Origin of the sequence: Streptomyces davaonensis JCM 4913, from assembly GCF_000349325.1 — a bacterium.
GTDB lineage: Bacteria > Actinomycetota > Actinomycetes > Streptomycetales > Streptomycetaceae > Streptomyces > Streptomyces davaonensis.
This window is the reverse complement of record NC_020504.1, coordinates 2,186,160-2,206,015: the sequence shown is the minus strand read 5'-3', so window position 1 is coordinate 2,206,015 and position 19,856 is coordinate 2,186,160. Positions and strand designations below refer to the sequence as shown.

19 protein-coding genes are annotated in these 19,856 nt (G+C 70.5%); 12 read left to right on the top strand and 7 right to left on the bottom strand.

Going from position 1 to position 19,856, the window contains the following annotated elements:
* Positions 1–53 precede the first annotated feature (53 nt).
* The 7 genes from BN159_RS09700 to BN159_RS09670 all read left to right on the top strand — a co-directional run bounded on the left by BN159_RS09700 (position 54) and on the right by BN159_RS09670 (position 8,838).
* Entirely contained in the window at positions 54–896 is an 843-nt protein-coding gene (locus BN159_RS09700; protein WP_015656770.1) for a nitrilase-related carbon-nitrogen hydrolase, read from the top strand.
* Positions 893–2,182 (top strand): aspartate aminotransferase family protein, encoded by a 1,290-nt coding sequence (locus tag BN159_RS09695; protein ID WP_015656769.1) that lies wholly within the window; start codon positions 893–895, stop codon positions 2,180–2,182. Before BN159_RS09700 ends, BN159_RS09695 begins: the two co-directional genes overlap by 4 nt.
* A gap of 14 nt (positions 2,183–2,196) precedes the next feature.
* A complete protein-coding gene (locus BN159_RS09690; RefSeq protein WP_015656768.1) occupies positions 2,197–3,738 on the top strand; it encodes a PucR family transcriptional regulator in 1,542 nt (513 codons plus the stop codon).
* Between the two features lie 155 nt (positions 3,739–3,893).
* Positions 3,894–4,736, top strand: coding sequence for a nitrilase-related carbon-nitrogen hydrolase (locus tag BN159_RS09685; protein WP_015656767.1), 843 nt, complete (start codon positions 3,894–3,896; stop codon positions 4,734–4,736).
* A 31-nt stretch (positions 4,737–4,767) separates the two neighbouring features.
* Positions 4,768–6,162, top strand: a complete 1,395-nt coding sequence (gene hydA, locus BN159_RS09680; protein WP_015656766.1) for a dihydropyrimidinase — start codon at positions 4,768–4,770, stop codon at positions 6,160–6,162.
* Between the two features lie 11 nt (positions 6,163–6,173).
* Positions 6,174–7,193 (top strand): TIGR03842 family LLM class F420-dependent oxidoreductase, encoded by a 1,020-nt coding sequence (locus tag BN159_RS09675; RefSeq protein WP_015656765.1) that lies wholly within the window; start codon positions 6,174–6,176, stop codon positions 7,191–7,193.
* A 127-nt stretch (positions 7,194–7,320) separates the two neighbouring features.
* Positions 7,321–8,838, top strand: a complete 1,518-nt coding sequence (locus tag BN159_RS09670; RefSeq protein ID WP_015656764.1) for an NCS1 family nucleobase:cation symporter-1 — start codon at positions 7,321–7,323, stop codon at positions 8,836–8,838.
* Positions 8,839–8,857: 19 nt separating this feature from the next.
* Here the strand turns inward: BN159_RS09670 and BN159_RS09665 are convergent, their stop codons facing one another.
* Both BN159_RS09665 and BN159_RS09660 read right to left on the bottom strand, forming a co-directional pair.
* Entirely contained in the window at positions 8,858–9,532 is a 675-nt protein-coding gene (locus BN159_RS09665; protein ID WP_015656763.1) for a hypothetical protein, read from the bottom strand.
* 147 nt (positions 9,533–9,679) lie between these two features.
* Positions 9,680–10,681 carry a carboxymuconolactone decarboxylase family protein gene (locus BN159_RS09660; protein ID WP_015656762.1) on the bottom strand — a complete coding sequence of 334 codons (1,002 nt, stop codon included), beginning with the start codon at positions 10,679–10,681 and terminating at the stop codon, positions 9,680–9,682.
* A gap of 167 nt (positions 10,682–10,848) precedes the next feature.
* Between BN159_RS09660 and BN159_RS09655 the strand changes: the two genes are divergently transcribed.
* Positions 10,849–11,982, top strand: a complete 1,134-nt coding sequence (locus BN159_RS09655; protein WP_015656761.1) for a sensor histidine kinase — start codon at positions 10,849–10,851, stop codon at positions 11,980–11,982.
* On the top strand, positions 11,979–12,644 hold the full coding sequence (locus BN159_RS09650) for a response regulator (protein ID WP_015656760.1): 666 nt from the start codon (positions 11,979–11,981) through the stop codon (positions 12,642–12,644). Before BN159_RS09655 ends, BN159_RS09650 begins: the two co-directional genes overlap by 4 nt.
* Before the next feature lie 12 nt (positions 12,645–12,656).
* On the opposite strand, the gene BN159_RS09645 is transcribed toward BN159_RS09650, so the two are convergent.
* The 3 genes from BN159_RS09645 to BN159_RS09635 all read right to left on the bottom strand — a co-directional run bounded on the left by BN159_RS09645 (position 12,657) and on the right by BN159_RS09635 (position 15,313).
* Positions 12,657–13,466 (bottom strand): SAM-dependent methyltransferase, encoded by an 810-nt coding sequence (locus tag BN159_RS09645; RefSeq protein WP_041821084.1) that lies wholly within the window; start codon positions 13,464–13,466, stop codon positions 12,657–12,659.
* Positions 13,467–14,198: 732 nt separating this feature from the next.
* Entirely contained in the window at positions 14,199–14,444 is a 246-nt protein-coding gene (locus tag BN159_RS09640) for a DUF397 domain-containing protein (RefSeq protein ID WP_015656758.1), read from the bottom strand.
* A 2-nt stretch (positions 14,445–14,446) separates the two neighbouring features.
* Positions 14,447–15,313: a helix-turn-helix domain-containing protein gene (locus BN159_RS09635; protein WP_015656757.1), complete on the bottom strand. Its 867-nt coding sequence runs from the start codon at positions 15,311–15,313 to the stop codon at positions 14,447–14,449.
* Between the two features lie 241 nt (positions 15,314–15,554).
* On the opposite strand from BN159_RS09635, the gene BN159_RS09630 reads away from it, so the two are divergent.
* From BN159_RS09630 to BN159_RS09620, 3 genes are all read left to right on the top strand, one after another.
* Positions 15,555–16,967, top strand: coding sequence for a hypothetical protein (locus BN159_RS09630; RefSeq protein ID WP_015656756.1), 1,413 nt, complete (start codon positions 15,555–15,557; stop codon positions 16,965–16,967).
* Between the two features lie 251 nt (positions 16,968–17,218).
* Complete coding sequence (locus BN159_RS09625; protein WP_106435754.1) at positions 17,219–17,632, top strand: ATP-binding protein; 414 nt, start codon at positions 17,219–17,221, stop codon at positions 17,630–17,632.
* On the top strand, positions 17,629–18,216 hold the full coding sequence (locus BN159_RS09620) for a DUF6624 domain-containing protein (RefSeq protein ID WP_015656754.1): 588 nt from the start codon (positions 17,629–17,631) through the stop codon (positions 18,214–18,216). The genes BN159_RS09625 and BN159_RS09620 overlap by 4 nt, the downstream gene beginning before the upstream one ends.
* Here BN159_RS09620 and BN159_RS42790 read toward each other — a convergent pair.
* Positions 18,209–18,634, bottom strand: coding sequence for a hypothetical protein (locus BN159_RS42790; protein WP_015656753.1), 426 nt, complete (start codon positions 18,632–18,634; stop codon positions 18,209–18,211). The two genes, BN159_RS09620 and BN159_RS42790, sit on opposite strands and share 8 nt — an antisense overlap.
* A 41-nt stretch (positions 18,635–18,675) precedes the next feature.
* A complete protein-coding gene (locus BN159_RS42785) occupies positions 18,676–19,713 on the bottom strand; it encodes a helix-turn-helix domain-containing protein (protein ID WP_015656752.1) in 1,038 nt (345 codons plus the stop codon).
* Positions 19,714–19,856 lie beyond the last annotated feature (143 nt).

The window sequence follows — 19,856 nt, the reverse complement described above, 5'->3', positions numbered from 1 at the left end:
CGGCCTGCGTCTACGGGCGTAGAGGCTCTGACGTCCCGTCGAAGGAGCAGCTCATGGCCAACGTCGTACGCGCCGCTCTGGTCCAGGCCACCTGGACCGGCGACACCGAGTCCATGGTGGCGAAACACGAGGAGCACGCCCGTGAGGCGGCCCGCCGGGGCGCCAAGGTGATCGGGTTCCAGGAAGTCTTCAACGCCCCCTACTTCTGCCAGGTGCAGGAGCCGGAGCACTACCGCTGGGCCGAGCCGGTGCCCGACGGGCCGACCGTGCGCCGGATGCGGGCGCTCGCGCGCGAGACCGGCATGGTGATCGTCGTCCCGGTCTTCGAGGTCGAGCAGTCCGGCTTCTACTACAACACCGCCGCCGTGATCGACGCCGACGGCTCGTATCTCGGCAAGTACCGCAAGCACCACATCCCGCAGGTCAAGGGCTTCTGGGAGAAGTACTACTTCAAGCCCGGGAACGCCGGCTGGCCCGTCTTCGACACCGCCGTCGGCAAGGTCGGCGTCTACATCTGCTACGACCGGCACTTCCCGGAGGGCTGGCGGCAACTGGGACTGAACGGCGCCCAGTTGGTGTACAACCCGTCCGCCACCCACCGCGGGCTCTCCTCCTACCTGTGGCGCCTCGAACAGCCCGCGGCGGCCGTCGCCAACGAGTACTTCGTCGCGGCCATCAACCGCGTCGGCGTCGAGGAGTACGGCGACAACGACTTCTACGGGACGAGTTACTTCGTCGACCCGCGGGGACAGTTCGTGGGGGAGGTCGCCAGCGACAGCAAGGAGGAACTCGTCGTCCGCGACCTCGACTTCGACGTCATCGAAGAGGTGCGGCAGCAGTGGGCCTTCTACCGCGACCGCCGCCCCGACGCCTACGAAGGGTTGGTGCAGCCGTGACGGGAGACGATCTGCTGGGACGCCACCGCCGGGTGCTGCCCGACTGGCTCGCGCTCTACTACGAGGACCCGCTGGAGATCACCCATGGCGAGGGCCGCCATGTCTGGGACTCCGAGGGCAACAAGTACCTCGACTTCTTCGGCGGCATCCTCACCACGATGACCGCGCACGCGCTGCCCGAGGTGACCAAGGCGGTGAGCGAGCAGGCCGGGCGGATCCTGCACTCCTCGACGCTCTATCTCAACCGGCCGATGGTGGAACTCGCCGAGCGGATCGCCCAGTTGAGTGGCATCCCGGACGCCCGGGTCTTCTTCACCACCTCCGGCACCGAGGCCAACGACACGGCCCTGCTGCTCGCGACGACGTACCGGCAGAGCAACACGATCCTGGCGATGCGCAACAGCTACCACGGCCGCTCCTTCAGCGCCGTCGGCATCACCGGCAACCGCGGCTGGTCCCCGACCTCCCTGTCACCGCTCCAGACGCTCTACGTCCACGGCGGCGTCCGCACCCGCGGCCCGTACGCCGAGCTGGACGACCGTGACTTCGTCGCGGCCTGCGTCGAGGACCTGAAGGACCTGCTCGGGCACACCCGCCCGCCCGCCGCCCTCATCGCCGAGCCCATCCAGGGCGTCGGCGGGTTCACCTCGGGCCCGGACGGGCTGTACGCCGCCTTCCGTGACGTGCTCGCGGAGCGGGGCATCCTGTGGATCGCCGACGAGGTGCAGACCGGCTGGGGCCGCACCGGCGAGCACTTCTGGGGCTGGCAGGCGCACGGGCAGAGCGGACCGCCCGACATCGTCACCTTCGCCAAGGGCATCGGCAACGGCGCGTCCATCGGCGGGGTGATCGCCCGGGCCGAGATCATGAACTGCCTGGACGCCAACAGCATCTCGACGTTCGGCGGCACCCAGATCACCATGGCGGCCGGGCTCGCGAACCTGACGTACCTCCTGGAGCACGACCTCCAGGGCAACGCCCGGCGGGTCGGCGGGCTGCTCATCGAGCGGCTGCGGGCGGTCGGCGCCCAGGTGCCGTACGTACGGGAGGTGCGCGGGCGCGGGCTGATGATCGGCATCGAGCTGGCCGAACCCGGCACCGGCCGGGCGGCGCCCGAGGCGGCGTCGGCCGTGCTGGAGGCGGCCCGCGCGGGCGGGCTGCTGATCGGCAAGGGCGGCGGCCATGACACCAGCGCGCTGCGGATCGCCCCGCCGCTGACGCTGTCCGTCGCGGAGGCGGAGGAGGGCGCCGCGATCCTGGAACGCGCTCTCAGAGGTCTTCAGTAAGGGACGGCACCGCCATGACCACCACCTTGGAACCAGCCCTGTCGGTCCGTCAGGTCCTCACCCTGGAGCGGGTGCTGGCCGGGGAGCCCGAGGTGGTGGCCGGAGCGGGGCAGCTCGACCGGCTGGTGCGCTGGGTGCATGTGGCCGAGGCCGCCGATGTCGGCGTGATGCTCAGCGGCGGCGAGATGGTGCTCACCACCGGGGTGCTGCTGGCCGGTGACGAGAGCGCGCAGGCCGAGTACATCCGCTCCCTGCATCGCGCGGAGGCGGCGGCCGTGGTCCTCGGACTCGGCCGCGCCTTCCCGGCCGCCCCCGAGGTGATGCGCCGGGCGGCCGAGCGGTGCGGGCTGCCCATGGTCGTCCTGCACCGGCCCTTCCCCTTCGCCGAGTTGACCGAGGAGGTCCAGTCCCGGCTGGTGCGGCGGAAGTTCGCCGCGGTCAGCCTTTCGGAGTCGGTGCGCACCGCCCTCACCGGGCTGATCACCGCGGGCGCCCCGCTCCAGCTGCTGCTGGACGAGGTCGCCCAGCACAGCGCCTGCCCGGTCGTCGTCACCAACCTCGCCCACCGGGTCCTGGCCACCGCGGGGGAGCGGCCGGCCGTGGACGACGTACTGCGCGACTGGGAGCGCATCTCCCGGCAGGCCGGCGGCAGCGACGGCGACGGCTGGATCCGGGCCGAACTCGGCGGCCGCGGCGAACGCTGGGGCCAGATCGTGCTGTGCGGCCACCGCGGCGACACCGCCACCGGACGGCTCCTCGCCGACCGGGCCGCCGAGGCGCTGGTCCTGCATCGCATGCTCGGCGGCAACTCCGCCAACACCTGGGAGGAGCAGTCCGCGCAGAGCCTGCTCACCGACCTGGTCAGCGGAGTCGTACCGGCCCGCCAACTGCTGCCCCGGGCACGGGCGGCCGGGCTGCCCGTCAACCGGCGCACCTTCGTGCCCCTGGTCGTCCGGGACGGCGACCCCGCCCAACTCGACCGGGTGCTCCGCATGCTGGGCCTGCCCGGCATCGTCGCCGAGCTCGCCGACTCCGCCACCGCGGTCCTGCTGAGCCTCGCCCGCGACCAGGACGCGACCGTCCTCGCCGCCAACTTCGCCACCCGGCTGCGCTCGGAGGAGCCGGGCACGGTCGTGGCCGCCGCCGACCCGCGGGCCGCCTGGGACGACGTACCCGCGGGTCTGCGCGAGGCCCGGCACGTCGCGGAGGCGGTCGCCGACGCCCTCGACCTGCCCGCCGTCGTCCGCCTGAGGGATGTCCATCTGCGCGGTCTGGTACGGCTGTTGCGGGACGACCCGCATGTGCAGTCCTTCGCGGAACGGGAGCTGGACGGGCTGCTGTGCGACCCGCAGGAGGACCTCCTGGCGGTCCTGCGCACCTACCTCGCCACTGGCCGCAACAAGTCCCGCACCGCGCAGCTCCACCACGTCTCCCGGCCCGCGCTCTACCGCCGGCTGGAAGCCATACAGGCCCGGCTCGGCGTGGACCTCGACGACTTCGAGCAGGCCGCATCCGTGCACATCGCCCTGCTCGCACACGACGCGCAACAGGGCTGAAACATGCCACGACCTGGGAAAACGGCGGTGAAACATGGGCCCACGAGAAGGTGACACCGTGGCACGCCGGATGCCCGCAGACGTGACACCGTGCCACTCAAAGCCGGATTTCGGACTTCCTAGTCTTCTCGCACACCGAGCGACCGGAGGTCCCGATGAGCAGAGTGATCCGCGCCGCCCTCTTCCAGACCGCGTGGACGGGCGACAAGGAATCGATGATCCAGGTGCACGAGCAGGCGGCCCGCGACGCGGCCGCCCAGGGTGCTCAAGTCCTGTGCTTCCAGGAGCTGTTCTACGGACCGTACTTCTGCCAGGTGCAGGACAAGGCGTTCTACGAGTACGCCGAACAGATTCCCGAGGGCCCGACCGTACGCCGCTTCCAGGCCCTCGCGAAGGAGCTGGGTCTCGTCCTCGTGCTGCCGATGTACGAGGAGGAACAGCCGGGTGTTCTGTACAACACGGCCGCGGTGATCGACGCGGACGGCTCCTACCTCGGCAAGTACCGCAAGACCCACATCCCCCAAGTGCAGGGATTCTGGGAGAAGTTCTACTTCCGGCCCGGGAACAGCGGCTGGCCGATCTTCGAGACGGCCGTCGGCAAGATCGGCGTCTACATCTGCTACGACCGCCACTTCCCCGAGGGCTGGCGGGCGCTCGGCCTCGGCGGTGCCGAGATCGTCTTCAACCCCTCGGCGACGTCACGCGGACTCTCGCGCTATCTGTGGCAGTTGGAGCAGCCCGCGGCGGCCGTCGCCAACGAGTACTTCGTGGGCGCGATCAACCGGGTCGGCGTGGAGGACCTCGGCGACAACGACTTCTACGGCACCACCTACTTCGTGGACCCGGAGGCCCAGTTCGTCGGAGAGGTGGCGAGCGACAAGGAGACCGAACTCGTCGTCCGCGACCTGGACCTGGCCAAGCTGCGCGAGGTCCGCGACCGCTGGCAGTTCTACCGGGACCGGGCGCCGGGGGCCTACACGCCGCTGACCGCTCCCTGACACATCGCCGATCTCTGGGAGGAGAGGGACCATGAGCAGCCGTACCGTCATCAAGGGCGGTCTCGTCATCACCGCGTCCGACGAGGTCCACGCCGACGTCCTGATCGAGGACGGCCGGGTCGCCGCCCTCGCCGTGCCCGGTACGCAGGACTGGAGCGCGGACCGCACGATCGACGCCACGGGCAAGTACGTCATCCCGGGCGGAGTCGACGCCCACACCCACATGGAGCTGCCGTTCGGCGGCACCTTCGCCTCCGACACCTTCGAGACCGGCACCAGGGCCGCCGCCTGGGGCGGTACGACCACCATCGTGGACTTCGCCGTGCAGAGCGTCGGGCACAGCCTGCGCGAAGGGCTCGACGCCTGGCACGCCAAGGCCGAGGGCAACTGCGCCATCGACTACGGCTTCCACATGATCGTCTCCGACGTCAACCAGGACACCCTCAAGGAGATGGACCTGCTGGTCGAGGAGGGCGTCACCTCCTTCAAGCAGTTCATGGCCTACCCGGGCGTCTTCTACTCGGACGACGGCCAGATCCTGCGCGCCATGCAGCGCTCCGCCGAGAACGGCGGACTGATCATGATGCACGCCGAGAACGGCATCGCGATCGATGTGCTGGTGGAACAGGCGCTGGCGCGCGGGGAGACGGATCCCAGGTATCACGGGGAGGTGCGCAAGGCGCTGCTGGAGGCCGAGGCGACCCACCGGGCCATCCGGCTCGCCCAGGTCGCCGGGGCGCCGCTGTACGTCGTGCACGTCTCCGCGACGGAGGCGGTCGCCGAGCTGGCCAAGGCCCGCGACGAGGGGCTGAACGTCTTCGGTGAGACCTGCCCGCAGTATCTGTTCCTGTCCACCGACAACCTTGCCGAGCCCGACTTCGAGGGCGCGAAGTACGTGTGCAGCACGCCGTTGCGGCCGCGCGAGCACCAGGCCCAGCTCTGGAAGGGCCTCAGGACCAACGACCTCCAGGTCGTCTCCACCGACCACTGCCCCTTCTGCTTCGTCGGCCAGAAGGAGCTGGGCCGCGGCGACTTCTCCAAGATCCCCAACGGGCTGCCGGGCGTGGAGAACCGGATGGACCTGCTCCATCAGGCCGTCGTCGACGGGCACATCTCGCGCCGCCGCTGGATCGAGATCGCCTGTGCCACCCCGGCCCGGATGTTCGGGATGTACCCGAAGAAGGGCACCATCGCGCCGGGCTCCGACGCCGACATCGTCATCTACGACCCTCAGGCCGAGCAGGTCATGTCGGCCGAGACCCACCACATGAACGTCGACTACTCGGCCTACGAGGGCAAGCGCACCACCGGCCGGGTGGAGACCGTCCTGTCCCGCGGTGAAGTCGTCATCAGCGAGCGGGAGTACACCGGCCGCGCCGGACACGGGGTCTACACCCCCCGCTCCACCTGTCAGTACCTCAACTAGGAGTGGCGCACATGGACTTCGGACTCGTCCTCCAGGCCGACCCGCCGGCCTCGAAGGTCATCGAGCTGATGCAGCGGGCCGAGCGCAACGGCTTCACGCACGGCTGGACCTTCGACTCGGCCGTGCTGTGGCAGGAACCGTTCGTGATCTACAGTCAGATCCTCTCCCACACCACGAAGTTGACGGTCGGCCCCATGGTCACCAACCCGGGCACCCGTACCTGGGAGGTCACCGCCTCCACCTTCGCCACCCTCAACGACATGTTCGGCAACCGCACGATCTGCGGGATCGGCCGCGGCGACTCCGCGATGCGGGTGGCCGGGCGCAAGCCCAACACCCTCGCCCGGATCAGCGAGGCCATGAAGGTCATCCGCGCCCTCGCCCGCGGCGACGAGGCCGACCTCGGCGGCACGGTCGTCCACTTCCCGTGGATCAAGGAGGGCGCCGAACTCCCGGTCTGGATGGCCGCGTACGGGCCGAAGGCGCTGAAGATGACCGGCGAGGAGGCGGACGGCTTCATCCTCCAGCTCTCCGACCTCTACCTCACCGAATACATGGTCAAGGCGGTCAAGGACGCGGCGGTCGCGGCCGGACGGGACCCGTCCGAGGTGAAGATCTGCGTCGCCTCCCCGGCGTACGTCACCGAGGATGACTCGCCGGAGGCGCTCGCCCACGCGCGGGAGCAGTGCCGCTGGTTCGGCGGGATGGTCGGCAACCATGTGGCCGACCTGGTGTCCAAGTACGGCGAGCACTCCGCCGCCGTACCCGAGGAACTCACCGACTACATCAAGGCCCGCGAGGGCTACGACTACTCCCACCACGGCCGCGCCGACAACCCCGACACCGCCTTCGTACCCGACGAGATCGTCGACCGGTTCTGTGTCATCGGACCGGTCGAGAAGCACATCGAGAAGCTGACCGCACTGCGTGAGCTGGGCGTCGACCAGTTCGCCGTCTACGACATGCACGACGCCCAGGAAGCCGTCATCGACGCGTACGGGGCGCAGGTCATCCCCGCGCTCAACGGCTGAACCCCCCTCCCACAGCTCCCCCTTCCCGCCGTCCCGGGAAGGGGGCCAGGACGCTTCCCTCAGCGCACCCCCCCATGTCGCCACCCGCACGGCCTCTCCCGTCCCACCGTCCCTGATTGGCCTGCCCATGACCGACACCGCTCCCACGGCGATACCGCCGTCCTCCCAAGTCACCCTCGCCGACGGCCGGGTGGAGCTCGCCCCGGGGTCCCCGCCGCCCATCGGTCCGTACGCCAACGACGACCTGCTCCCGGTCCCGGTGGAGAAGCGGACCTGGACCACCTACAACTTTTCCGCGCTCTGGGTCGGCATGGCCCACAACACGGCTTCCTGGACCCTCGCTTCGGGTCTGATCGCCGTCGGCATGGACTGGAAGCAGGCCGTGCTCACCATCGCGCTGGCCAATGTCATCGTGCTGGTGCCGATGCTGCTCACCGGGCACGCGGGGCCCAAGTACGGCATCCCGTTCCCGGTGTTCGCGCGCGCCTCCTTCGGCATCCGCGGCGCCAACCTGCCCGCCGTCGTACGGGCGTTGGTGGCGTGCGGCTGGTTCGGGATCCAGACCTGGATCGGCGGCGAGGCGATCTTCTTCCTGGCCGGGAAGCTCATCGGCGACGGCTGGGCGGACGCCGGGAAGATCGGTGGCTACGCCTGGACCATGTGGCTGTCGTTCGCGATCTTCTGGGCGATCCAGGTCGCGATCATCTACCGGGGCATGGAGACCATCCGCCGGTTCGAGAACTGGGCCGCTCCGTTCGTGCTCGTCGGCGCCTTCGTGATGCTGTGGTGGATGAGCGACAAGGCCGGTGGCTTCGGCCCGCTGCTGGACCAGCCGTCCAAGCTGGGCTGGGGCGGAGACTTCTGGAAGCTGTTCTGGCCGTCCCTCATGGGCATGATCGGCTTCTGGTCCACCCTGTCGCTGAACATCCCGGACTTCACCCGGTACGGGAAGAGCCAGAAGGCCCAGACCTGGGGGCAGGCTCTTGGACTGCCCACGACGATGACGTTGTTCGCGTTCCTGTCCGTGATGGTCACCTCCGGCTCGGCGGCCGTCTACGGCGAGCCGATCTGGGACCCGGTGCAGCTCGCCGCCAAGACCGACAACGTGGTCGGGCTGCTCTTCGCCCTGGTGACCGTGCTGGTGGCGACCCTGTCGGTGAACATCGCCGCCAACCTGGTCTCGCCCGCCTTCGACTTCTCCAACATCGCGCCCCGGAAGATCAGTTTCCGCACCGGCGCCCTCGCCACCTGTGTGCTCGGCGTGCTGATCTTCCCGTGGAAGCTGTACTCCGACCCGCAGGGCTACATCTTCACCTGGCTCGGCCTGGTGGGCGGTCTGCTCGGCACGGTCGCCGGCATCCTCATCGCCGACTACTGGATCCTGCGCCGGGGCCGCCTCGACCTCACCGACCTGTACCGCACCGGCGGGCGCTACTGGTACGAGGGCGGCTGGAACTGGCGGGCGGTCGTGGCCTTCCTCGCCGGTGGCGTGCTGGCCATCGGCGGCGCGAACTTCGATCCGCTGATCGACGGCACCCCCGTCCCGGCCCTGTCCTCGCTCGCGGACTACGGCTGGGCGGTGGGCCTCGGCACCTCGATGGTGCTCTACCTCGTGCTGATGCTGGCGCGCGGCCGGCGGGAGTGACAGAGGCGCTGGAGGACGGTCAGCCCTTCTGGCCGCCCTCCAGCGCCGCCACCGCGTCCTTGGCGGCCTTGATGGCGCCCTTGTTGATCTCGTCCGAGCTGGGCGCGCCCTTGGACTCGAAGTCGCTGCCGTTGTACGTGACGACGACCAACGCGTTGGACGCCCGGACCAGCACGACGCCCTCGCGGGTCTCCTGCTTGTCCTCGGTGGTCAGATTCACCACCGAATAGCCGACGTCACCGAGGCCCGGAACATCCCCTCCGCCGCTCTTGTCCTTGATGCGCTGCTCGTATGCGTTCTGTGCCGATTCGTCCGACTCCTTGATCTCGAAGGAGACGTCGAGCCAGCGGTACTCGTACCCCTTGAGCGCGTTCCAGGAGCAGGTGCGGCGCAGCTTGGTGTCGGTCGACGGGATCTCCTTGCCCGCGGTCTTGGCGCCCGGGACGAGTGAGGTGACCGTCTTGGAGGCGACGCTGTCGCAGGGCGCGGGAGCGCCGGTGTACGTCTTCGACGCGGCCGAGGTGGAGGGCGCGGATTCGGACTGACTCTCCGTCTTCTCCTGTGCCTGTGCCTGGGGGTCGGCGGCCGGCGCCGGGGCGAACGGGCCGGACGTCAGCGCCCAGCCCGCCGCGGCGAGCACCACGACGGGGGACAGGCGGGCGGTCAGGGCGAGTGGCAGTGAAAGGGGGCGCACGGCGCACTTTTCGTGGGGGACGGTGCGGAGGAGTCCACACTGCGGACGGGACGGCAGTGTTGCACGACTGCCTGTGAGGCGGAAGTGTCAACTCGCTCCGTGCGCGCGCGGTGACGGAGGCCAACCGTTCGTGCGGCGAATGCCCGATTATGTCCGCGCGGTCGACCGGCTCAGCGCGGACTCGATCCGGTCGACGGCGGTGAAGGCGCCGTAGGCCACGAGGTGCACCAGACAGTGGTCGGTGTGCTCCGGCCGCCGCCAGGCCGCCACGTCCTCGTCGGTGATCCGGTACGGCGCCAGCGCGGCCAGCAGGGCCAGCCGCGCCCCCGGCCGCTCGCGCCGGTCCGGGATGCCCTCCAGAGCGAGCCCCGGGTGCCGCCCGTCCCACTGCCACATCGTCTCCAGGACGAGTTCCTGGTCGTCCGCGTCGAGCAGATCGGCGCCCGCCATGGCCGACTTGAGCAGCGCCGCGTACGCCGGGCCCACGGCGGTGTCGCCCGCCCACGCGGGGGCCTCGCCGGGGTCGGTGCGGTCCAGCAGCGCCAGCGCGTCGCCGGGCAGGGCCGGGCGGCGCACGGTCCGGGAGAGCGTACGGCCCGCGAGACTGCGCACCACGCGGAGGCGCTCGGCGTTGCCGGGCAGCATCTTCTCGGTCAGCAGGGCCGACACGATCCGGTTGATGAAGTGGAACGACAGCGCGGTGCCGAGGTACCCGGGGGCGTGGTCCTGCGGGAAGGGGTACGGCTTCGACGCCGGGCTCGGGACGCGGGTCCGCTTGCCCCACTCCAGTACGCGCGCGTGCTCCTCGTTCTCCGGGCGCTCGCCCCGCGCGAGACGTTCGGCGAGGGCGTGGTCGCCGGTGGCGTGCAGCAGCACGGTGTGGGCGGTCACGCAGAACGGGCACTGGTTGGCCTGCGACACCCCGAACGCCGCGATCTCCTTGCCGGTCCGGCTGCCTGGTCCCGCGATCAGCGACTCGCGCATCAACGCCCAGGTGGCGGTGAGCAGTTCCGGCGCCGAGGAGAGCACCACGAAGGTGACCGGCTCGTCGATGCCGAAGTCACGGGAGAGCTGCTCGTAGACCTCGGCGACGCGTCCGGTGGCCGCCTTGGGCGGCTGGGGCTTGGTGTAACGGAAGGGTGTGGTCATGGGAAGCAGACTGCGCCGGGGGAGGGGGCCCGGTCGTCGTACGGCCGAAGGGAGTTGCGGCTGCGCCGGACGGGCCGTGCCGAGTCGGGGAGTACTGCGGCGGGAGTAGTCCGGGAGTTGTCCACAGGTCTGACGCGGGTGTCGGCGGATGCGTCTACTGTGCGGTCATGAGCGGGATCACGGTGACACGCAGGCACCTCGCCGACGCGGCCCTGGCGGTCGTGGTCGGCGCCCTCGTGGTGACCTCCGCCGCCTTCGACCGGGACACGGCGCCGGTCGACTACGTGCTCATGGTCGTGGGCTGCGCGGCGCTGGGGTTCTACCGGGCGGCACCGCGGGCCGTTCTGGCCGTGGCGACCGTCAGCGGGGCAGCGTACGTCCTGCACGCCGAGCCGGGGACCCTGGCCGCCCTGCCCGTCATCGGCGCCGTGCACACCGCTTCCCGGGTCGGGCACCGGGCGCTCGCCGCGGCGGGCGGCGGGCTGTTCCTGGCGGCGTACGTGGCGACCGGGCCCGGCACCCAGGACGTGCTGGAGAAGTCCGCGCTGCTCGCGGGCTGGTTCCTGTGCGCGGTGATCACCGGGCTCGCCGACCGCAACTGGCAGGCGTATCTGCGCCAGACCGAACAGCGCGCCCTGGAGGCCGAGCGCACCCGGGAGGAGGCCGCCCTGCGCCGCGCCGGGGAGGAACGCCTGCGCATCGCCCGGGAGTTGCACGACTCGCTCACCCACAGCATCTCCATCGTCAAGCTCCAGGCCGGAGTCGCCGTGCACCTCGCCCGCAAGCGGGGCGAGGAGGTGCCGCCCGCGCTGCTCGCCATCCAGGAGGCGAGCGGGGAGGCGATGCGTGAACTGCGGGCGACCCTGGACGTGCTGCGCACCGACGAGCCCTCCGGAACCCCGGCGCTGCTGGTGGAGCGGGCGCGGGCGGCGGGTCTGGCGGCCGAGCTGGCGGTCACCGGCACCGAGCGCCCCCTGCCGGCGACCGTGGACCGGGCCGCGTACCGCATCGTCCAGGAGGCGCTCACCAACGCGGCACGCCACGCGGGGCAGGCGACGGTCCGTGTCGAACTCGCCTATGGTCCCGAGGACCTGGAGATACGGGTGGAGGACGACGGAATCGCCGTCCCGGACCGCCCGCCCGTGCCCGGCATCGGCCTCACCGGCATGCGGGAGCGGGTCACGGCGCTGGGCGGCACCCTGCGCGCGGGCCCGCGCGAGGAGGGCGGATTCTCGGTACGGGCCCAACTGCCGCTGGGGGAGCCGGTGCGGGCGCCCGTGCCGCTGGGGGAGGCGAGATGATCAGGGTCGCGCTGGTCGACGACCAGGCGCTGATGCGGGCCGGGTTCCGGGCCCTGCTGGACGCCGAGGACGGCATCGAGGTGGTCGGCGAGGCGGCCGACGGGGAGCGCGGGGTGGCCCTCGTCCGCGCCGAGGCGCCCGACATCGCGCTGATCGATGTCCAGATGCCGGTGATGACGGGCATCGAGGCCACCCGCCGGATCGCCGCCGACCCCGCGCTCTCGGACGTCCGCGTGGTGATCCTCACCAACTACGGCCACGACGAGTACGTCTTCGAGGCGCTGCGTGCGGGCGCCAGCGGCTTTCTGCTGAAGGACACCGAACCGGCCGATCTGCTCCAGGCGATCGAGGTCGTGGCCCGCGGCGAGGCACTGCTGTCCCCGTCCGTCACCCGCACCCTCATCGGCGAGTTCGTGGCCCGGCCCCCGGACCGGGCCACCGCCCCCGGCCTGGAGGGCCTCACCCGCCGCGAACGCGAGGTGACCGCGCTGGCCGCACGCGGGCTCAGCAACGAGGAGATCGCCGAGCACATGGTCATCAGCCCGTTCACGGCCAAGACCCACGTCAGCCGCGCGATGACCAAGCTGGGCGCCCGGGACCGCGCCCAACTGGTCGTGTTCGCCTATGAGTCCGGTTTGGTGACGGCCCGCGGCGGGAGCTGACCCACGGCCCGCTCAGGGCTTGCGGGCCACGCCGCCGTAGACGTCCGTGGGCTCGGGCGTGGTGCCGGGCTCGGGGCGCCACAGGGGGCAGGAGACGATGCCCGGCTCCAGCAGCTCCAGGCCCTCGTAATAGGCGGAGAGCTGTCGCGGGCTGCGCAGGACGTACGGGATGGCGCCCGTGTCGTCGTAGCCCTGCTGGGCGCGCTTGAGTTCCGCGTCGGTGTCCGTGCTGTCGTAGTGGACGAAGTAGCTGCCCGAGGGCAGCACGGCCTGGAGGCGGCGGACGATGGAGATGGCCTCCTCGTAGTCCTGGATGTGGCCGAGGATGCCCATGAGCATCAGGGCGACCGGCTGGTCGAAGTCCAGGAACCGGCGTGCCGCCTCGATGATCTTCTCGGGGTCGTGCAGATCGGCGTCGATGTACTCGGTGACGCCCTCGTCGGTGCTGGTGAGCAGGGCCTCGGCGTGCCGCAGTACCAGGGGGTCGTTGTCGACGTAGACGATGCGTGACTCGGGTGCCACCCGCTGGGCGACCTGGTGGGTGTTGTCGTAGGTCGGCAGACCGGTGCCGATGTCCAGGAACTGGCGGATGCCGAGTTCGCCGGCCACGAAGGACACCGTGCGGATCAGGTACTGCCGGGAGGCGCGGGCCATCGTCTCGATGTTCGGCGCGATCTCGCGGTAGGCGTCGCCCGCCTCCCGGTCGACGTCGTAGTTGTCCTTGCCCCCCATCCAGTAGTTCCAGATGCGGGCCGAGTGCGGCACCGTGGTGTCGATCTTGGACAGGGCTTCCTGGTCGGGGGAGGGCTGGCCGTCTGCCATGGGAATTCTCCTGCCGTGCGTCACGCGGTCGGTCACTAACCTACCGTCAACTTCGGTTTGTTCCCCGCGACTTCGTGATCTGCCGGGCCGCTCGCGGGGGATGGGTAATCGAGGGTTCCCCGCGTCGAGAGTGACGACGGGGACGTGCTGGGAGAGTGTGCGGAACACCCGTGCGTAGGCGTCGGTCGCCTGTCTGAAGTCCGTGGGGGCGTCCCGGGGAAGGGTCCGGGGCGCGGTGAGGTGGATGAGGGCCCCGTCGCGTTCGGCCACCGACTCGGCGAAGTCGAGCGCCTGGATCCAGGACACGCGGGACTCGCCGCGCAGCAGTGGCCCGTACACGAGTTCGTGGATGATGCTGCCGTCGAGCACCAACCGGCCTGGTTCGGCGAAGAGTTCGCGATACGGCCGGGTCGGGTCCACATGGTGCAGGCGGTCCGCATCGCATCTGATCCGGAAGCCGTGTCCGGCCAGCTCGGTGATCAGATCGCTCCTGCCGACGCCGTCGGCACTCTCGACGACGAGAGTGCTGCACCGGGTGAGGGCCTCCTGGAGGTTCATGCCGGGCGGCCGGGGCGAGGCGATGAGTGCATTCCACTTCCTTCGGGACACCGGAACCCGCTCAGTGTGAGCGGAGAACCCGCACGGCAGGAGGGCGCGCGCGGGTTGTCCGGTAGTGCGGGCGTAGTGGTGTGCCGGGCGCAGTGGGGGTACGCGGCGGGAGCGGTGCGGTGCTCAGGCGACCAGGAAGTCCGCCTGGCCCGCCTTGGCGCCTTCGAGGAACACGATCATCTCGTCCCGGGAGTAGACCAGCGCGGGCCCCTCGGGGTCCGTGGACTGGCGGAAGGCGACGCTTCCGTCGGGCAGTCGCTTCACCTCGACGCAGCTGCCGCCGTTGGTGCCGCTCCAGGGCTTGTGCCAGCCCTCGGTGCCCAGATCGGTGGCCGGCATGCCGCTGTAGATCGGGTCCATGGATCCCATGGTCACAACTCCTTACGCAGTTCGGCCAGGATTGCCCTGGTTCGTGCGACCGGCTCCGCCTGGACGGACATCCGGTCCAGTACCTCTAGGTAGTTGACGACGTCGCCGGGCCGGTCGACGTAGACCGCGCCGGCCAGGTTCTCCGTGTAGATGACGTCAGGGAGTTCGGAGAATCCGAAGCGGAAGTGGTGGAAGGGGCCGAAGGCGCCCGGATGGGCACCGGCCGCGAAGCGCATGATCTGGATCCGGACGTTGCGCAGGTCCAACGCCTCGTCGATCCGGTCGATCTGAGCCCGCATCACATCGGGACCGCCGACCGGGCGGCGCAGCACCGTCTCGTCCAGGACGGCCCAGACGGCCGGTGCGCCCGGCTTGGTGAGCAGGTCCTGGCGTCTGAGCCGCAGATCGACGCGCCGGGATATGTCCTCCTTCGACTCGTTCGGGAAGCCGACCCGCATCAGCGCGGTGACGTAGTCGTGGGTCTGCAACAGGCCGGGGACGTAGTGGGGTTCGTAGAGACGTATGACGGTGGCTTCGCTCTCCAGGCTCACGTATGCCTGGAACCAGTCCGGGAGCACGTCGCGGTACTGGTACCACCACCCCGGCTCGTTCGCCTTCCTGGCCAGTTCGAGGAAGCCCTCGGTCTCCTCCGCCGGGACCCCGTAGGTGCGCAGCAGTTCCTTCACGTACGGGATGCGGAGCTTGACCTCGGCCTTCTCGATCCGGCGGACCGTGAGGGGAGTGACCTCGATGGCCCGTGCGGCGTCCTCGAAGGACACACCGGCCTGCTCCCGCAGCTGCTTCAGCCGTTTGCCGAGAACCATCCGCAGGACCGTGGGTGCACTGCCGCCCGAGCGGTTCTCGCTCACCTGCTACCTCCCTCAGCGGCCCTCACAGCGTGCAGTGTGCCACGCGGTCGACGACAGAGACAGAGCGATGCGGATCGAATCGAAATTATCAGAACGCCAGTTGCGAATCGCGCGTGTAGGGAACCATAGTGATCGAGGGACCTGTCGCACAGGTCGGCGCGCCGATGTCAACTGGGCGTGGCCTGAGCGGACTTGAGGTACTGGCAAGGGTGTATCCGCACACGAGCGAGGCGAGACCTGGATGGCCACCGTGACCGAGGGACACGCAAGGAGCCAGGGCAAGGGGAGCGCCGGAGCCAACAAGGCGCTGGCGTCCGCGCTGAAGGAGTCCGGCTGCTCCTATGCCTCGCTCGCCCTCCGGGTCAACGATCTCGGACGCCGACAGGGCCTCGACTCCACCTACGACAAGACGGCGGTCACCCGCTGGCTCCAGGGACAGCAACCGCGCGGCGAGACGCCGGGGTTGATCGCCGCGGTGCTGTCCGAGCGGCTCGGCCGCGCCGTGTCGCCCGCGGACCTCGGCTTCCAGCGCGAGCAGCAACGCCCGGTCGCGGGCCGGGCCTTGGTCTACGACGAGGACGTGGCGGAAGCCCTCCACACGCTGGCCGAACTGGGCTCGACCGACATCTCCCGCCGCAGCCTGCTCGGACCCGCCCCCTTCGTCGTGGGCGCCCTGGCCAACCCTCAACGCGAGTGGCTGCTGTGGCTGCTGGAGGACCACGACGGCGGCCGTCCGACGCGGGTGTCGGACGGGGGACCGGTCGAGCAGGTGCACGCGATGATCGCCCTGTTCGACCAGATGGACAACCACTACGGCGGCGCCGGTGTCCGCACGAGCATCGTGCACTACCTGGCCACCGAGGTCGTCCCCATGCTCCAGCGGCGCGGCACGCCCCCGCCCGAGCAGCGCCTGCTGTACGCGGCCGCGGCCAGGCTCGCCGCGATGGCCGGCTGGAGTTCGTACGACGCCGCGGAGTACGGGCTGGCCCAGCGCTACATGACCCAGGCGCTGAGGCTGTGCGCCGAGAGCCGTGACCGGGTGCTGGGCGGGCAGATCCTGGCCGGTCTGTCCCATCTGGCCACCAGCCTCGGCCGTCCGGACGAGGGCGTGTCCCTGGCCCGGGCGGGCATCGCCACCGCCAAGGGAGCGGGCAGCCCGCTGGGGCTGATGCGCCTGCACGCCATGTCGGCCCGGGGACACGCGGCCCAGGGCCACGGCGACCGGGCGGGCGAGGCGCTGCGTCAGGCCGAGCGGCAGCTGGACGCCAGCCGGGGGGCCGAACAGGAGTCGCCCTGGGTGCGTTTCCTCGACGACCACTATCTCCAGGCCGAGTCCGCGCTCTGCTTCCGTGACCTGGGGCTCGCCGCCGAAGCGGAGCGCACGGCGAGCGACTCGGTGCACGCCAACGCCGACCGGCGCAGGCGCCAGGCCATCAGCCGCTCCGTGCTGGCCACGGCCCACCTTCAGCAGAACCGGCTGGACGAGGCCATCGGCACCGCGACCGAGGCACTCGACACGCTCACCACCGTGCACAGCGAACGGTCCGTCCAGGCCCTGCGCGACTTCCGCAGGCGCTTGGACTCCCGCCGCCACGAGCCGCTCGTGCACGAGTTCGTGCGCCGGTCCCAGGTGGTACTGGGGGCCGCGGCATGAACCGGCTGTTGCGTGACGCCACTACGCGCCCGCAACCGGACAACCCGTACGCCCCCTGGTCCGATTCGGTTACGGAGCTGTTGGCTGCATATGCAGCCAGCCCTTGCCCTTCCGACCGCGCTGCGCAGCCATCAGGAGGACCCATGACGGCATCCGGAGCACAGCGCCGCACGCCGTTACCCCCACGAGCGACACCCCACGCGCCGGGCGACAGTGCCGCCCTTCGCCGGGCGGGGCATGCCGTGACTTCCATGAGCAGACCCGCACGCCTGCACGCCGCGATCCCCGCCAGCCCCGCTCAGGCCGCACACGTGCGGCGCCTGGTCGCCGAGCACCTGCGTCGGCTGCCGTCGGCGGCCGGTCACCTGGACGATGTCGTACTGGCCACCGACGAGTTGTTCACGAACGCGGTCCGGCACGCGAGCACCGGCCCCGACGACACGATCATCCTCACCATCGACTGCCGTGAGTCCGAGCTGCGGGTGACGATCGCCGACCGCTCACCCGCCCAGCCTCGGATGCACACGTCGGACGAGGCGGCGGAGTCCGGACGTGGACTGGCCATCGTGGCCGCGTTGGCCGACGACTGGGGCATCGCGCCCGCCGATCCCGGCACCCCGGGCAAGCGAGTGTGGTTCGCGCTGCGACTCGGAGCAGCGCCGTGAAGCCCATGCCGGGCCGCCCCGTCCTGACGCCCGTACGCACCGGTGCCGACTCCGCTCATCCGGAGCCCACGGTTCCCTGGATGCTCCCCGCTCTGGCGGCCGCCCTCGCCACCGAGTTGCGGCGCCGCGCGGACCAGGAGCGGGAGCTGATGCGGCGAGCCCAGGCCGAACCCACCGAGCGGCGCCGACAGGACATCGCCGCGTGCCGCCGCGCCAACACCGAGGCGCTCAGGGCCATCGTTCGCAACCACGGCTGGCCGACCACCGACCAGGTGGGCGACCCCGCCTCGACCGCGGCGCTGATGATCCTGCTGCACGCCTCGGATCTGGACTTTCAGCTCATCTGCCGGGACTTGATCGCCGAGGCCGTCCTGGAGGGACGCTGCTCCGCCGTCCACCTCGCGTACATCGCCGACCACTGCGCCGTGGAACAGGGCCAACCCCAGTTCTACGGCACGCGCGTCAACCCCGAGACCCTTCGCCCCTACCCCGTCCGGCAGCCGCAGACCCTCGACGAGCGCCGACACGATGTCGGCCTGAGGCCGCTCGCCGAGCAGACGAAGGCGCTGCGCTGGGTCAGGTGAGGGTGTCGGGGGCGGTGGCCGTCCGCATGCTCTTCCAGACGTGCAGCAGGTAGCGGATCTTGCTGGGGTGCTGGCCGGTGGTGTCGGCGGTGACGGGGATGGAGCAACCGGCGATGAGGTGCAGGACGACGGCTTGATACTCCAGTGTGCGGTTGGTGTTCAGGGGCAGCGGTGGCGTGCGGGCGTCGATGCAGCGGGTGAAGTGCTCCCAGGCGCGGGCCGTGGGGTTGGGATGGCTGACGATGGCGGACCAGTGGGCGACGACGTCGCCGAAAGCCTCGCGGACAGCGGCAGTTGCGTCCTCGGGCGGCAGATGGGCGCCGGCGTAGGCGAGGTAGTGCGGATGGTGGAGGGCGTGGAATGCGAGGAAGGCCGGGGGCAGGTCGACTGCGGGAGGCTCGGGATGGGTGAGGCGCATGGGTTCCTCCCCTAGGGCGGCGGTGAGTTGACGGGAGACCGTCACCGGGAGTGCGTGGTGGCGGCTTGCCACAGGCGCTCGGTGTCGGCGAGATCGCCGTTGAGGGCGAGGACGATGCGGCCGGTGGTGTCCCAGTCGGGCACCTGCGGATCGGCGAGGCCGCGGGCGATGGTGCCCACACTCAGAGCGCCGGCGGTCGCGTCCCGCAGCTTCCACAGATCGGGCCGGCCCGCGGACAGGTACAGGGAGCGCAGGACGGTGTTCAGGTGCGAGGCCGCTGATTCCGGATCGGCGGCCGGCGGGGGATCCGGCTCGGGCCGTACGGATGCCTCCCACAGGGGACGCAGCAGCCCCGGGTCGATCCGGTACGCCTCGGCGAGGCGCTCGACGACGTGCCAGGACGGGCGCCGCGTCCCCGCGGCGATTTTCGAGAGGTAGGACGGGGAGATCAACGCGTAGTCGGCGATCTCCCGCATCGTCTGTCCGCTGTGGCGCTGAAGCCGGGACATCGTGATGGCCAACTGATTGCCGGCGGCGCCCGGTTGGGGCAGGGGACCCGGCGGCGCTTCGCCCGCCCCCGGTGCGTCGTCGGTCGACCACAGGGCGGCGCGCGGTGTCACCCTGCGGGTGTGCGTGGCCACCGCCGCGCGTGTGTCCCGGTTCCTCTCCCAACGCTCCAGCGCTTCGGCGGTCCACTTCTTGCGCAGCCGGTGAGAGCTGATCTTCAGGGCGTCCCCCATGGCCTCCCAGGATTCGCCGCGGGCCCGGCCGCGACGCACCAGCGCCGCCTCAAGGTCCTCGAACCGGCGCATGAGGCCGGAGTACGTGTGCAGCAGCTGCTCGGAGGTGGTGTCCTCGCCGACGTCGGCGATCAGGTCTCCGGCCTGGTTCCGTACCTCGCGTCCGATCTCGACGACATCGTCGTCGAGGGAAGGATCGGGAGGTGGCGCCGGTTTCCGGCGCAGTGCGGCGCCGCAGGAGGCGCTGCAATACTTGGAGGGGCGGCCGGGGCTCACCTTCTTCTTGAACGTCCTGCCGCAGTTGGCGCAGCTCCTGGTACGAGTCGCGGATGCCGCCATCGTCCTTGCTGACCCTTTCGGGGGATGAACGGGCACGTATTTCGGTGATTCCGCGGGCCGTTGGCGGCCCTTTTCGCAGCAAAGCGCGGTGCCCGTACGGTGAATGGGGGGTGCGGTGGCGGTGGCAGCCGACGTGGGGCGTG